Here is a 13,870-nt window from a genome sequence, read left to right as displayed (position 1 = left end):
CGTGCCGGGTGCAGCTGCCCCATTGGGTTTGCGCGTTGGACAGGGCAAAACGGCTGGGCCTGCGCCCCAGTTTGCGGGCGATGCGCGCGAGCCGCCAGGCCAGCAGACGTTCGGCACGGATTCGCAGCCAGTCGCGGACCAGGGATGCGGCGTCGGCACCGTGCGGCGCATGGATGCGCAGCGTGCCGCCATGGCGGCGCACCTCGCTGAACAATGAAGGCCGGATATCGAGTGCAAGGACGCGCCCCAGATAACGCACTTCGTTCGCGGCGGGCGCCCCCGCTCGCGATGTGCGCGCCTGCATCCGTGCCCAGGCGCGAGCGAGCCAGCCGTGTTGCAGCACGACATAACGCTCGATCTCGGCACGCGGCGTCCAGCTCGGCGCATGAATGCGCACTTCGCGCGCGGTCACCGTCAGGCCGAGGGTGCGGCGGCGGCGCGAGCGCTTGAGCGCAAACGGCACCGCGATGGCGCCGAGCTGCAGCACCCCGTTATTGGCGTGCGGCAGCAGGGGGCAGCCTCGCCATTTCGGCCTCGATCCAGGCCTCGACCGTGCGGGTGAGTTCGGCCGCGCTTTTGCCGGCCGTTTCGATGGCCGGGCCGATGCTGACGGTGATGGTGCCGGGACGCTTGATGAAGGCATTTTTCGGCCACACTTCGCCCGCGTTGTGCGCCACTGGCACGATGGGGGCGCCGCTTTCCGCCGCCAGCCAGCCGCCGCCTATGCCATAGCGGCCTTTTTCGCCGGGGGCGACGCGCGTGCCTTCGGGAAACACCAGCACCCAGAATCCCTGCGCGATTTTTTCCTTGCCCCGGGCGACGATCTGCTTGAGCGCTTCGCGCCCGGCACCGCGGTCGATGGCGATGGGCGAGAGCATCCGGAATGCCCAGCCAAAAAACGGCACGTTCAGCAGCTCCTGCTTGATGACCGGCGAGAGCGGCGGAAACAGGAACAGAAACGCCACGGTTTCCCACGCCGACTGGTGCTTGGCGAGAATGACGGCAGGCCGGTGCGGCAGGTTTTCAGCCCCCTTCACCACATAGCGGATGCCGAGCACCCAGCGCGCCAGCCAGATCACGCTGTGGTTGTAGCCGGTAATCATCCGGTAACGCGTATGCGCCGAAAACGGAAAGCTGAGCAAGGCAATGGTGCTGAAGAAAACCGTCAGCGCGGTTTGCAGAACCATGAAAACCAGCGAACGGATCAGGTTCATGCCGCCGCCTTGAGCAGGTGGTCGACGGCCTCGCTCAGGTCGGCAAATACCGGCGTGTTGTCGGGCAGGTTGCCCGCCGCCAGGGTTTTTTCGCCCTTGCCGGTTCGCACCAGCAACGGCCGGGCGCCCACGCTGGCCGCGGCCAGCAGGTCGCGCAGCGAATCGCCGATGGCGGGCACGTCCTGCAGATCCTGGCCGTAGCGCGCGGCGATCTCGTTGAACAAGCCCGACTTGGGCTTGCGGCAGCCGCAGTTCGTCTCGGCCGCATGCGGGCAATAAAACACCGCCTCGATGCGCCCGCCCGCCTGCGCCGCCGCCTTGTGCATCTTGGCGTGGATGGCGTTGAGCGTCGCCATCTCGAACAGCCCGCGCGCCAGCCCCGACTGGTTGGTCGCCACCACCACGCGCCAGCCCTCGCGCGTCAGCCGCGCGATCGCTTCCAGGCTGCCGGGAATCGGCTTCCATTCGTCCGGCGACTTGATGAACCGGTCGGAGTCGAAATTGATGACGCCGTCGCGGTCGAGAATGATGAGCTTCATGGCCTGATTCCTGCCGTTCCGAGGTTCCAGTTTACGCCGCCAGGCGCGACAAGTCCGCAACCCGGTTCATGGTCCGGTGCAGCTGGTTCAGCAGCGCCAGCCGGTTGGCCTTGAGCGCGGGATCGTCGGCGTTGACCATGACATGGTCGAAGAAGGCGTCGACCGGGGCTTTCAGCGCGGCGAGCGCCTGCAGCGAGGCCGTGTAGTCGCCCGAATCGAAGGCCGCGTCGGCACGCGGTGCGATCTCGCCGAGCGCGGCAAACAACGCCATTTCCGCCGCCTCGACGAAACGGGATGGATCGGCCGTCGCACCCACTTCGCCCTCGGCTTTCTTCAGGATGTTGCCGACGCGCTTGTTCGCAGCGGCGAGCGCGGGGGCTTCGGGCAATGCGGCGAAGATGCGCACCGCTTCCAGTTGCTTCGGCACCAGATAAATCTGCGCCGGATTCAGGCTCAGCACCGCATCGACCTCGTTCGCAGAATAGCCCTGTTCGCGCATCGCGCCGCTGAGACGCTCGAACACGAACAGGGACACATCGGTGTGCGCCTGTCCCGGCAATCCCTGCGGGAAACCGGCGAAGGCGATATTGACCAGATCGCTCAGGCCCAGCGGCAAGTTCTTCTCGATCAGCATGCGGATGACGCCCAGCGCATGGCGGCGCAGCGCGAACGGATCCTTGTCGCCGGTGGGTTTTTCGCCAATGCCGAACATCCCCGCCAGCGTTTCCAGCTTGTCCGCCAGCGCCACGCACACGCCGACGTCGCTGCGCGGCAGTGCGTCGCCGGCGAAGCGCGGCTTGTAGTGGTCCTCGATGGCGAAGGCGATGTCGTCGGCCAGCCCGTCGTGCTGCGCGTAGTAGCGCCCCATGATGCCCTGCAGTTCGGGGAATTCACCCACCATGTCGGTGAGCAAATCGGCCTTGGCCAGCAATGCGGCCTGATCGGCCTTCAGCGCCAGCGCCTCGCCGCCGATCTGCTGGCCGATGGCACGGGCAATCGCCTGCACCCGCGTCACCCGCTCGCCCTGGGTGCCGAGTTTGTTGTGGTACACCACCTTGGCCAGCCCCAGCACGCGCGAATCCAGCGTCCTCTTGCGATCCTGGTCGAAGAAGAACTTGGCGTCGGCCAGGCGCGGGCGCACCACCCGCTCGTTGCCCTGGATCACGGCGGAGGCATCGGCCGGCGAGATGTTGGAGACGATGAGGAACTGGTTGGTCAGCTTGCCCGCCGTATCCAGCAGCGGGAAGTATTTCTGGTTCGCCTTCATGGTGAGGATCAGGCATTCCTGCGGCACTTCGAGGAAGGCTTCATCGAACTTGCCGAGTAGCACGTTGGGGCGTTCCACCAGCGCGGCGACCTCGTCCAGCAGGGCGGCGTCCTCGACCGGCACGAGGCCGAGCGGCGCCGCGGCGGCCGCGAGCTGGCGCACGATCTCGGCGCGGCGCTCGGCAAAGCTCGCGATCACCGCGCCCTCGTCCCTCAATTGAGCGGCGTAGCTATCCGCGTTTTGAATGGACACCGGGCTGACGCGCGCCTCGAAGCGATGTCCCTGGGTCTCGCGGCCAGCTTCAAGCCCCAGCACCGTCACCGGCACGACGCCGGCGCCGTGCAGCGCGACCAGCCCGTGCACCGGGCGCACGAAGTTGACGCTGCTCCAGCCGTCGGCAAGCTGGTAGGTCATCACCTTGGGGATAGGCAGCTTCGCCATCGCGGCTTCGATGGCCTTTTGCAGGCCATCCGCCAGCGTGGCGCCGGGCGCGATGCTGTCATGGAAAAGCGCTTCGTTCTTGCCTTCGCCTTCACGCCGCAGCCTGGCCGCCGCGGATTCGTCCGCACCCAGCGCGGCCAGGCGCTTCAGCAGCGCGGGCGTGGCCTTGCCGTCCGCGTCGAGGCCGACGCCGACCGGCATCAGCTTGGTCGACACCGGCTTGTCGGCCGCGCGTGCCAGCACGCCTTCGACGTGCACGCCGAGGCGGCGCGGCGACGCGAAGCTGACGACCGCAGCGTGGGCAGCGGCCAGCCCCTGCGCGGCCAGGCTTTCGGCGAGCGCGGCGGCGAAGGCCTCGCCCAGTTTTTTCAGCGCCTTGGGCGGCAGCTCTTCGATGAACAGTTCAACCAGCAGATTCTGTGCGCTCATGCCGCCGCCTTCTTGTCGAGTTGTGCGATGACTTCATCCGCCCATGCCTTGGGCGCCATCGGGAAGCCGAGCCGCGCACGGCTGTCGAGGTAGCTTCTGGCCACCGCCCGCGCCAGGTTGCGGATGCGCCCGATGTAGGCGGCGCGCTCGGTCACCGAGATGGCGCCGCGCGCGTCGAGCAGGTTGAAGGTGTGCGCGGCCTTCAGCACCTGTTCGTAGGCCGGCAGCGCGAGCTGCGCCGCCATCAGTTCCTGCGCCTTCTTCTCGTGCGCGGCGAACGCGGTCAGCAGGAAATTGACGTCGCTGTGCTCGAAGTTGTAGGCGCTCTGCTCGACCTCGTTCTGGTGGTAGACGTCGCGGTAGGTCAGCCCCTCGGTCCATACAAGATCGAACACGCTCTCCACGCCCTGCAGGTACATGGCGAGGCGCTCCAGGCCGTAGGTGATTTCGCCGGTGATCGGCTTGCAGTCGATGCCGCCGACCTGCTGGAAATAGGTGAACTGGGTGACTTCCATGCCGTTCAGCCACACCTCCCAACCGAGCCCCCAGGCGCCCAGCGTGGGGTTTTCCCAGTCGTCCTCGACGAAGCGCACGTCGTTCTTCTTGAGGTCGAAACCCAGCGCTTCGAGCGAGCCGAGATACAGCTCCAGAATGTCCGCCGGCGCCGGCTTCAGCACCACCTGGAACTGGTAGTAGTGCTGCAGCCGGTTCGGGTTGTCGCCGTAGCGGCCGTCCTTGGGGCGGCGGCTCGGCTGCACGTAAGCCGCCTTCCACGGCTCGGGGCCGAGCGCGCGCAGGAAGGTCGCGGTGTGCGAGGTACCGGCGCCGACTTCCATGTCGTAGGGCTGCAAGAGCGCGCAGCCGCGCTCGCCCCAGTAGCGTTGCAGGGTGAGGATGATGTCCTGAAAGGTGGGTTTCACGGGGAATTAACGGCTTTTCGGGAAAGGCGCATTTTAGCGTGGTTGGAGGGGGTTTCGTTGCTGGTCCTAGTCGGGGGTGGTGCCGGGCGGCTGACCGTTGGCCGGGGATAGCCCGACCAACGACCGGCAACTTTCCCAGGATTTTGCCAAGGGGAAACAGGCCTATGCGCCTGCCGCTTCCAGCGCTTCAATCTCCTCCGACACCTCCAGCCACTCCCCCTCTTCAATCGCCAGCTCGTCAATGACGTGCTGAAGCTGCCTGCCGGTTTCGGTAATCTGCTCAACGGAAAGCGCTTCACCCAGGCGGGCTTCGAAGGCCGCCTTTTCCGCCTGCAGCGCAGCCATGCTTTTATCGAGCTTCTCCAGCTTCTGCTTCAGCGGTTTCAGCTTGCCGCTCGGCACCGCGCGCTTCTCCGCCACCGGCGCCGGCGAGGGTTTGGGCGGTTCGGCGGCCTTGCCGGCCTCCTTCAGGCTTTCCCTCAGACGCTTGCCCTCCTCCAGCAGATAGCGCTGATAGTCGTCCAGATCGCCGTCGAACGGCTCCACGCCGCCGCGCGTGACCAGCCAGAACTCGTCGCACACCGAGCGCAGCAGGGCGCGGTCGTGGCTGACCAGCATCAGGGTGCCTTCGAATTCGTTCAGCGCCATCGCCAGCGCCTCGCGGGTGGCCAGATCGAGGTGGTTGGTCGGTTCGTCCAGCAGCAGCAGGTTGGGGCGCTGCCACACGATCATGCACAGCACCAGCCGCGCTTTTTCGCCGCCGCTCATGGTGCCGACCGCCTGCTTGACCATGTCGCCGCTGAAGTTGAAGGTGCCGAGAAAATTGCGCAGGTCCTGCTCGCGGCTGCTGAACTGGCCGGCACCGCCGTTGGCGATGGTGTCGCGGGCGAGGCGGATCATGTGTTCCAGCGGGGTATCCAGGGGGCGCAGCACGTCGAGTTCCTGCTGCGCGAAGTAGCCGATGTTGAGGCCCTTGCCCTCGGTCACGGCGCCGGCGACCACCGGCAGGGTGCGCGCGACGGTCTTCACCAGGGTCGACTTGCCCTGGCCGTTGGCGCCCAGAATCCCGATGCGCTGGCCGGCGAACACCGACTTGCTGACGTGCTGCACGATCACCGTCGGCGGCGTTCCAGCAGGCGCCTCTGCCGGCGGCGGATAACCGAAGCTGGCGTCGTCGATGGTCAGCATGGGGTTGGGCAGGTTCTGTGGCTCCTTGAACTCGAAGGTGAAGTCCGCACTCGCCAGCATCGGCGCCAGCTTTTCCATGCGATCCAGCGCCTTGACCCGGCTTTGCGCCTGCTTGGCCTTGCTGGCCTTGGCCTTGAAGCGGTTGATGAAGGCCTGCAGGTGGGCGATCTTGTCCTGCTGGCGGGCGAACGCTGCCTGCTGCAGCGCCATCTGCTCGGCGCGCATGTCCTCGAAGGTGCTGTAATTGCCGCCGTAGCGGGTGAGCTGGCCGTTCTCGATATGGATGGTGACGTTGGTCACCGCGTCGAGAAACTCGCGGTCGTGGCTGATCACCAGCATGGTGCCGGGATATTTCTTCAGCCAGGCTTCCAGCCACACCAGCGCATCCAGATCGAGGTGGTTGGTCGGCTCGTCGAGCAGCAAGAGGTCGGACGGGCACATCAGCGCGCGCGCCAGTTGCAGGCGCATGCGCCAGCCGCCGGAGAAGCTGTTGACCGGCTGATTCAACTCGCGCACCTGGAAGCCCAAGCCGAGGATCAAAGCCTGCGCGCGCGACTGCGCGTCGTGGGCGCCGGCGTCGTGCAGCGCCATGTAGGCGTGCGCCATGCGCTCGCCGTCGTCGCTGGCCTCGGCGGCGGTGACCTCGGCCTGCGCCTCGGCCAGCTGGGTATCGCCGGCGATGACGAAATCGGTCGCGGACTCGGCAGTCTCCGGCATGTCCTGCGCCACCTGCGCCATGCGCCACTGCGCCGGCATGGAAAAATCGCCGCGGTCCTCGTGCAGGCTGCCGTTCAAGAGCGCGAACAGGCTGGATTTGCCGGCGCCGTTGCGGCCGACCAGGCCGACCTTTTCGCCGGGGTTGATCGACACCGACGCGTTGTCGAGCAGCACCTTGGCGCTGCGCCGCAGGCTGAGATTCTTGAGGATGATCATGCAAGAAGACGCGGCACGCAGGATGCGCCCCGCCCAAATCGAAAGCCGGATTCTACCCTGACGCCGTCCTCCCCCCGGCGGGTGCCGACTGTCGGCCGCCTCGACACGGATTGACGACTTTCCGTCAATCCGCGCCATGCCGCCTGCCCGCATGTGCGGGAAATGGTTTGCAACGGCTTGTTTTATCGGCGCTTTCCCAACCCGCGCCGCGGCCTGCCCAGGTGGCACAGGCATTGCAGGTACTCAGGCAAACCCTTCACCAAGGAGCGCATCATGAAACTGCAATTCGGCCACAAGCAACTGGTTCTCGAACTCAGCTCCTCGCCCTTTGCCTGGTTCCACGGTCAGACCGAGCGCATGAGCCTCACCAGCCTGTCGCTGCTGTTCGTGCAGTTTTCCCTGTTTGCCCGGCAGTCGGCCGCCTGATGCAGCTGGGCAAGGCCACCAGCGTGAGCGTCGGCCTGTCGCGCTCGCCGCTGGGATTCTTCAGCGGCAGCACCCGCCGCATGTCGATGTTCAGCCTGACGCTGCTGTTCATCGAACTCCGGATACTGCGGCGCGCCACCGCACACTTCATCTGACTCCCCGGCGAATTTCCAGCGTCGCCTCCAGACCGCCTGCCGCACGGTTCTTGAGAGACACGGTCCATCCATTGGTTTCCGCCAGCTGCCGCACGATCGCCAGTCCCAGTCCGGTTCCGCCGGTAGCCTGCGAACGCGATGCCTCGAGCCGGTAAAACGGCCTGAACACTTTTTCCAGCTGATCGTCGGGAATCCCCGCGCCGGCATCGCGCACGATCACCCGCGCCAGCTTGCCGGTGCACTCCAGCGCCAGCTCGACCGGCGTGCCGCCGCCATAACGCTGCGCATTCTGGACCAGGTTGGTGACGATTTGCCGCATCGCGAGCCGGCCGGCCTCGATCTCGCACGGCACGGCGCCCTGCCACGACAGGCCGGCATCGGCCGCGACCTCTTCCAGCAAACCCGCAAGGTCGAAACGCACTTTCATTTCGGCCTGCGTGGTGCGCGCCAGCTCCAGGTAGCCCGTAATCAGCCGGTTCATGTCGGCCAGATCGGCCACCGCGCGGTCGATGCGCGCCGCGCTGGGGGCATCGCGCAGCATTTCCAGGTTGAGCTGCAGCCGCGTCATCGGGGTGCGCAGGTCGTGCGAAATCCCCGCCAGCAAGGTGGTGCGGTTATCCAGCAGGTCGCGCACCTCGGCCGCCATCCGGTTGAAACGACGGGCCAGTTCGGCCAGCTCGGCCGGGCCGGTTTCCGGCAAGGGCTCGGGCAGTTCGCCCGCGCCCACCTGGCTGGCCGCCTGCACCGCCCGCGCCAGCGGCACGGTGAGGCGGCGCACCAGAAACAGGGCGGTCAGCAGGCTGAGGAACGCGCCCACCGCAATCACCGCGATGGCCGCCAGCGGCGGCTTGACGGCATAGCGATCGGGGAAGAATCCGGCGTGCAGATCATGTCCGCCCAGAGGAATATCCAGCCACGCCGCCGCCGTCCCCGGCACCCCGCGCAGCACGATGGGCCCGCCCACCCGGCGGCTCAATGCGGCTTCGATCTGCGCGCGAAAGGCGAATTGCGGGGCATCTGCGGCGGCGGCGGTGGCAGCGGTGGTCAGGCGCAGGCCATGACGTCGCGCCAGTTCGCGCTCGAACGCGGCACGCGTCGGCGGCGGCAACTCCACCCAGGTCTGCGCCGACAGCACGATCAATCCGGCCAGGTCGTCGGCCGAGCGCTCCGCCACCGGCACGATCAGGGTGCGATACACCACCCAGAACGCCGCCGCCTGGAACACGATGAAGGCAAGCGCCAGCGTCAGCGCGGTGCGGGCGTACAACGAGCGGGCAACGGGCTTCACCCCTTGCCCTGCGGTACGAACAAGTAGCCCTGCCCGCGCTGGGTGCGGATGTAGGCCGGGTTGGCGGGATCGTCCTCGATTTTCTTGCGCAGGCGGTTCACCCGCACGTCGATGCTGCGGTCGAACGGGTCGCGCTCGAAGCCGCGCAACTGATCCATCAGCCAGTCGCGCGACAGCGCGCGGCTGGCGTGGGTGACGAAGATTTCCAGCAGTTCGTACTCGCCGCCGGTCAGCGGAATCTCGGTGCCGTCGCGGCTGAGGGTGCGCGCCTCGAGGTTGACGCTGAACGGGCCGAAGCGCACCACCCTGCCCGCCTCGGCCGCGCCGCCCTGCCGCCGCAACACCGCGCGGATGCGCGCCAGCAGTTCGCGCGGGTTGAACGGCTTGGGCAGGTAATCGTCGGCGCCGACCTCGAGGCCGATGATGCGGTCGATGTCCTCGCCCTTGGCCGACAGCATGATGATGGGCGGAAAACCCGGCTGCGCGCGCAGCCGCCGCGCCACCGACAGGCCATCCTCGCCCGGCATCATCCAGTCGAGCACCAGCAGTTCGGGCAGCCGGACACTCAGCAGGCGGTCGAGCGAGACGGCGTCCTCCGCCGTCTCGACCGCGTAGCCCTGGCTGCTCAGGTATTCGGCCACCAGTTCGCGGATGCCGGGATCGTCGTCGGTGACATAAATGGTGCTTTTTTGCATGCGGCAACTATAGCAGCGGGGATGGCGGGCTATTCCCATCCCGGTTACACACTGTTACAAAATCGCCCTGGCGTGAAACAGTGCGCTTACCTTCCTCAACCAAACTGCGAAGCGTGGAAGCGAAACAACGCGGCCACGGAAATGGAGATCACGATGGACACACGGCAAACCTGGATTATCGGACTGGCTGCACTGGGACTGGCCATGGCCATCCCGGTTCACGCGGCACCGGATTTCATGGATGACGCTTACATCGTGGCCATGCGCGACCGCGGCGACGAAGCGCGCCAGGATCGGCGCGACGCCCGCAAGCCCGATCAGCGCCGCGCGCCGAGACGCGAGGCCGAACGCAACGAACCGCAAGGTTACGGCTACGGCTACGAACGCCGCCAGCAGGAACAGACCGGGCCGGACAGCCGTCCCCGCGGCCGTCGCTGAATTTGCACTGAATGCACTGTTGAACAAGGAGAATCACGATGAATGCACGTTCCCTGAAGCGCACCCAAGGACACAGGCGCCTGCTGCTTGCCACCCTGCTCGCCGTCAGCGGCGCCGCACAGGCCGGTCACGGCCGCGGCGACGGCGACGGCTTCACCGCCCGCGCCAAAGTCCTGGCCAGCACCCCGGTCTACGACACCATCAACGAGCCGCGCCGCGAATGCTGGACCGAAACCGTCGGCTATGACACGCGCAGCGTCCGCGACGGCAGCAATACGGGAGGAGCCGTGCTCGGCGCCATCGCCGGCGGCCTTATCGGCGCTACGGCCGGCAAGGGCAACGGCAAGGTCGCCGCCGCCGCGGTCGGCGCAGCCACCGGCGCGGTGGTGGGCGACCGCTGGAACGACGGCGGCAATCGCTACGAATCGCGCCCGCGCCAGGTGGAGCGCTGCCGCACCCACGACGACTACCGTCAGGTGATCAGCGGCTACGACGTGCGCTACCGCTTCCAGGATCGCGAATACAGCACCCGTCTGCCTTACGACCCGGGCAGCTGGCTGACCCTGAATGTGAGTTTCTCCGTGGCCGAGGATCAGCGCGGCGGGCGCTGGAACAACAGCCGCAACGGCTGGAACGATTGACGCCGCGCTACGCGCTGGCGCCGCATTCCGATCTTGAAAGGAGTAGAACCATGCTACGCACCCTGCTGATTGCAACCGCCCTCCTGACCGCCTCCAGCGCCAGCTTCGCCCATGGCGGCAACCCTGGTCACGGCCGCGTGATAACGGTCGAACCCCGGTTCACCGTCTCGTTTGGCAGCCACCATCACGACGGCTTCCGCGTGCTGTACGAGTCCGGCGGCAGCCGTTACTGGACGCACACGCCATACCATCCCGGCCGCACCATCGTGCTGCCCCCGCGCCATCGCGTCCAGCATGTCCACCACTACCGCGATTACCGGTCCGGCCGCGATGGGCAGCGCGACTGGAATCATCGCCGCGACGACTGGCGCCACGGCCACGACGGTCGCCACGAGCATCGCGGACATCGCGAGCACCACCGCCACGACCGCGGCTGAACCGCAACCGGGTCCGGGCTTCCCTGACCCGGCTTTGCTGATTCGGCCCGATGGCGTTTGCAGCGGCTTTGCAGGTCAGCGCAGCCAGACGCGCGCGACGGCGCGAAAAACACGGCCGGGTTCAAACATTGCCCGGCCGTCTCAATCGTGCATGCCGGCGGGAGCGCTGCCGGCATGCACGATGGTTGACCGGCTGCAGTGAACCGTTTCTCGCGGACCGGCTCTGATTCCGCTGTGTCCGGCTGGAGCGCCGCGCCGACTTGGCATACGATGCCTCCCCCTGCCCGGAACTGCCCCCCGCCCATGCCGATCGTCTCCCCCCCGCAGCGCCTGCTCCCCGCTTTCGCCCTCGCCCTGACCCTGATAGTGTTCGCCATGGCGACCCGCCTTGTCCTGATGACGCGGCCGGAGGTGAACATTCCGCCGGGCATCGTTTCCTATGCGCAGATTTTCGGCTTCGGCCTGCTGTTCGATCTGGCGGCGGCCGCGTATTTCACGGCGCCGCTGGTCCTGCTGCTGGCGCTGATGCCGGACCGCTTCGCGCGCTGGCATGTGATGCGCGCAGCCGGCATGGCGCTGCTGATCGCGCTGACCTTCGTGCTGCTGCTGACCGCAGTGGCGGAGTGGTTCTTCTGGGAAGAGTTCGGCGCCCGCTTCAATTTCATTGCCGTCGATTATCTGCTCTATTCGCACGAGGTCATCGGCAACATCCGCGAGAGCTATCCGGTCGGGAAGGTCCTCGCCGGACTCGCGGTCCTGGCGGTGTTGTGGTGGCTGCCCTTCATGCGCCGCATCTATGCCGCAGCCCGCGCGCCCTGGCCCTGGCGTTCCCGTCTGCTCTGGGCCGGCGCCTGGGTGGCCGCGGTGGCGGGGCTGGCCGCCGGCCTCGATGGCGATCTCAAGAACCGCAGCGCCAGCGATCATGTCAACGAACTGGCCGGCAATGGCATCTATTCCTTCTTCGCCGCCAACCGCCGCAACGAGCTGGATTTCGAACGCTTCTATGCCGCGCTGCCGCCGCAGCAGGCTTTCGCCATCGTGCGCCGCACGCTGGCGCAGGACGGCGGCACGTGGCTGGAGAAGCAGCCTGCCGGGGGAGTGGAGCGGCTGATCCCGCCGGCCGCGGCGCCGCAGCGTCTCAACGTCGTGCTGATCAGCATCGAAAGCATGGGCGCGGAATTTCTCGGCGCCTATGGCGACCGGCGCGGCCTGACGCCGAACCTGGACCGGCTGGCACGGGAAGGCCTGTGGTTCTCGAACGTTTACGCCACCGGAAACCGCACCGTGCGCGGCCTGGAGGCACTGGCGCTGGCGCTGCCGCCGACGCCCGGCCAGTCGATCGTGCGGCGCCCGAGGAATGAGGAGCTGTTCTCGCTCGGCAGCGTGCTCGAGGATTTCAACTACGACGTGCGCTTCGCCTACGGCGGCTTCGGCTACTTCGACAACATGAATGCCTTCTTCGATCGCAACGACTACCGCACCATCGATCGCACCGACATTCCCGCCGAACGCATCGGCTTCGCCAATATCTGGGGCGTGGCGGACGAGTTCCTGTTCGACCACGTGCTCGACAGCCTCGGCCATATCCATCGTTCGGCGCAGCGCGGCGAGGGCTCGCGGCCATTCTTCGTGCACATCATGACCACCAGCAATCATCGTCCCTACACCTATCCGGCGGGCCGTATCGACATCCCCTCCGGCAGCGGGCGCGAGGGCGCGGTGAAGTATGCCGACTACGCCATCGGCCATCTGCTCGCCGAGGCGCGCAAGCAGGACTGGTTCGACGACACCCTGTTCGTCGTCACCGCAGACCATGGCGCCAATGCGCGCGGCACGGTGAACATCCCGGTGGACAAGTACCGGATTCCGCTGTTTTTCTATGCGCCCAAGCACCTCAAGCCGCAGCGGGTGGACCGGCTCATGTCGCAGATCGACATTGCGCCCACGCTGCTGGGCATGCTCGGGATGCGCTACTACAGCAAGTTCTTCGGGCGGGATATCCTGCACGCCCCGCCAGCGGGCGACCGCGCCTTCGTCGCCAACTACCAGACGCTGGGCTATCTGAAAAACGGCCGCCTCGCCGTGTTGCAACCCCGGCGCAAGGCGGAAGTCTTCGCCGTCAATGCGCAGAACCTGCCCGTGGCGCCGCGCGCCGACCCGGCGCTGCAGCAGGAGGCGACCGCGTTCTATCAGCATGCGGCGCACGTGTTTCGCCATGGCCTGTATCGCGACGAAGAACAGCTTCCGCCCGCGCAGCGGACGCCCGGCATCCCCGCTTCGGTCGAGACCGAGTCGCGGGAGCGGGCCGGCAGCCGCTAAGCCCGGCGCGGTTCCCGAAACCCGCCGGGCGGGGACGCCGGCTTATTCGTGGTGAACGACGAACGCGAGTTCGGTGGTGAAGTTGCCGATTCCGCGGTGATTGGTCGGCGTCCAGCCAGCGTCCTTGAGATAGCGGGTCAGTTCGCGCGTCATGTCCGGATTGCCGCAGACCATCACCCGGTCCTGCCCGGGGTCCGGCGCCGGCAGGCCGAGACGCTGCGACAGACCGCCGGATCGGAACAGGTCGCTGCCGCGCTGGGGGGTGGGGAAAGGCTCGCGCGTCACCGTCGGCACGTAATGCAGCCGGGCATTGTCCAGCGCCTCGATCTCGTCGCGGTAGGCCAGTTCGGCCGCCGTGCGCACCGAATGCACCAGCACCACCTGCTCATAGCGCGCATAGAGCTTGGGGTCGCGGATCAGGCTCATGAACGGCGCCAGCCCGGTGCCGGTGGCGAGCATGTACAGCGTGCGCCCGGGCAGCACATGGTTGAGCGTGAGCGAGCCGGTCGCCTTGCTGTTGACCCACACGCTGTCGCCGGG

15 protein-coding genes are annotated in these 13,870 nt (G+C 67.0%); 6 read left to right on the top strand and 9 right to left on the bottom strand.

The window, feature by feature from the left end:
* From BGO62_RS07035 to BGO62_RS07010, 6 genes are all read right to left on the bottom strand, one after another.
* Positions 1–487, bottom strand: a 487-nt coding sequence (locus BGO62_RS07035) for a YgjP-like metallopeptidase domain-containing protein (protein WP_296640658.1), incomplete at its 3' end; no start/stop codon positions are given.
* A gap of 4 nt (positions 488–491) precedes the next feature.
* Positions 492–1,214, bottom strand: coding sequence for a lysophospholipid acyltransferase family protein (locus BGO62_RS07030; protein WP_296640656.1), 723 nt, complete (start codon positions 1,212–1,214; stop codon positions 492–494).
* Entirely contained in the window at positions 1,211–1,753 is a 543-nt protein-coding gene (gmhB, locus tag BGO62_RS07025) for a D-glycero-beta-D-manno-heptose 1,7-bisphosphate 7-phosphatase (protein WP_296640653.1), read from the bottom strand. Before gmhB ends, BGO62_RS07030 begins: the two co-directional genes overlap by 4 nt.
* A 31-nt stretch (positions 1,754–1,784) precedes the next feature.
* Positions 1,785–3,890 (bottom strand): glycine--tRNA ligase subunit beta, encoded by a 2,106-nt coding sequence (gene glyS, locus BGO62_RS07020; RefSeq protein WP_296640650.1) that lies wholly within the window; start codon positions 3,888–3,890, stop codon positions 1,785–1,787.
* On the bottom strand, positions 3,887–4,810 hold the full coding sequence (gene glyQ / locus BGO62_RS07015) for a glycine--tRNA ligase subunit alpha (RefSeq protein ID WP_296640647.1): 924 nt from the start codon (positions 4,808–4,810) through the stop codon (positions 3,887–3,889). The genes glyS and glyQ overlap by 4 nt, the downstream gene beginning before the upstream one ends.
* 162 nt (positions 4,811–4,972) lie before the next feature.
* Complete coding sequence (locus tag BGO62_RS07010) at positions 4,973–6,931, bottom strand: ATP-binding cassette domain-containing protein (RefSeq protein WP_296640644.1); 1,959 nt, start codon at positions 6,929–6,931, stop codon at positions 4,973–4,975.
* A gap of 273 nt (positions 6,932–7,204) precedes the next feature.
* Here BGO62_RS07010 and BGO62_RS07005 point away from each other — a divergent pair, with 273 nt between their 5' ends.
* Complete coding sequence (locus tag BGO62_RS07005) at positions 7,205–7,357, top strand: hypothetical protein (protein ID WP_296640639.1); 153 nt, start codon at positions 7,205–7,207, stop codon at positions 7,355–7,357.
* On the top strand, positions 7,357–7,512 hold the full coding sequence (locus BGO62_RS07000; protein ID WP_296640638.1) for a hypothetical protein: 156 nt from the start codon (positions 7,357–7,359) through the stop codon (positions 7,510–7,512). The genes BGO62_RS07005 and BGO62_RS07000 overlap by 1 nt, the downstream gene beginning before the upstream one ends.
* Here BGO62_RS07000 and BGO62_RS06995 read toward each other — a convergent pair.
* Positions 7,505–8,800, bottom strand: a complete 1,296-nt coding sequence (locus BGO62_RS06995) for an ATP-binding protein (RefSeq protein ID WP_296640635.1) — start codon at positions 8,798–8,800, stop codon at positions 7,505–7,507. The genes BGO62_RS07000 and BGO62_RS06995 overlap by 8 nt on opposite strands.
* On the bottom strand, positions 8,797–9,495 hold the full coding sequence (locus BGO62_RS06990; RefSeq protein ID WP_296640631.1) for a response regulator: 699 nt from the start codon (positions 9,493–9,495) through the stop codon (positions 8,797–8,799). The genes BGO62_RS06995 and BGO62_RS06990 overlap by 4 nt, the downstream gene beginning before the upstream one ends.
* A 153-nt stretch (positions 9,496–9,648) precedes the next feature.
* On the opposite strand from BGO62_RS06990, the gene BGO62_RS06985 reads away from it, so the two are divergent.
* The 4 genes from BGO62_RS06985 to BGO62_RS06970 all read left to right on the top strand — a co-directional run bounded on the left by BGO62_RS06985 (position 9,649) and on the right by BGO62_RS06970 (position 13,330).
* Complete coding sequence (locus BGO62_RS06985; RefSeq protein WP_296640628.1) at positions 9,649–9,933, top strand: hypothetical protein; 285 nt, start codon at positions 9,649–9,651, stop codon at positions 9,931–9,933.
* Positions 9,934–9,971: 38 nt separating this feature from the next.
* Positions 9,972–10,574: a glycine zipper 2TM domain-containing protein gene (locus BGO62_RS06980; protein ID WP_296640626.1), complete on the top strand. Its 603-nt coding sequence runs from the start codon at positions 9,972–9,974 to the stop codon at positions 10,572–10,574.
* 50 nt (positions 10,575–10,624) lie between these two features.
* Complete coding sequence (locus tag BGO62_RS06975; RefSeq protein WP_296640623.1) at positions 10,625–11,011, top strand: hypothetical protein; 387 nt, start codon at positions 10,625–10,627, stop codon at positions 11,009–11,011.
* Between the two features lie 303 nt (positions 11,012–11,314).
* On the top strand, positions 11,315–13,330 hold the full coding sequence (locus BGO62_RS06970) for an alkaline phosphatase family protein (protein ID WP_296640621.1): 2,016 nt from the start codon (positions 11,315–11,317) through the stop codon (positions 13,328–13,330).
* Positions 13,331–13,372: 42 nt separating this feature from the next.
* On the opposite strand, the gene BGO62_RS06965 is transcribed toward BGO62_RS06970, so the two are convergent.
* A partial coding sequence (locus BGO62_RS06965; protein WP_296640620.1) for a ferredoxin--NADP reductase occupies positions 13,373–13,870 on the bottom strand: 498 nt, incomplete at its 5' end.

This window comes from Thiobacillus sp. 65-1402 (genome assembly GCF_001897685.1).
In the GTDB taxonomy this organism is placed as follows: Bacteria; Pseudomonadota; Gammaproteobacteria; order Burkholderiales; family Thiobacillaceae; genus Thiobacillus.
This window is presented reverse-complemented; position numbering and strand designations above follow the sequence as displayed.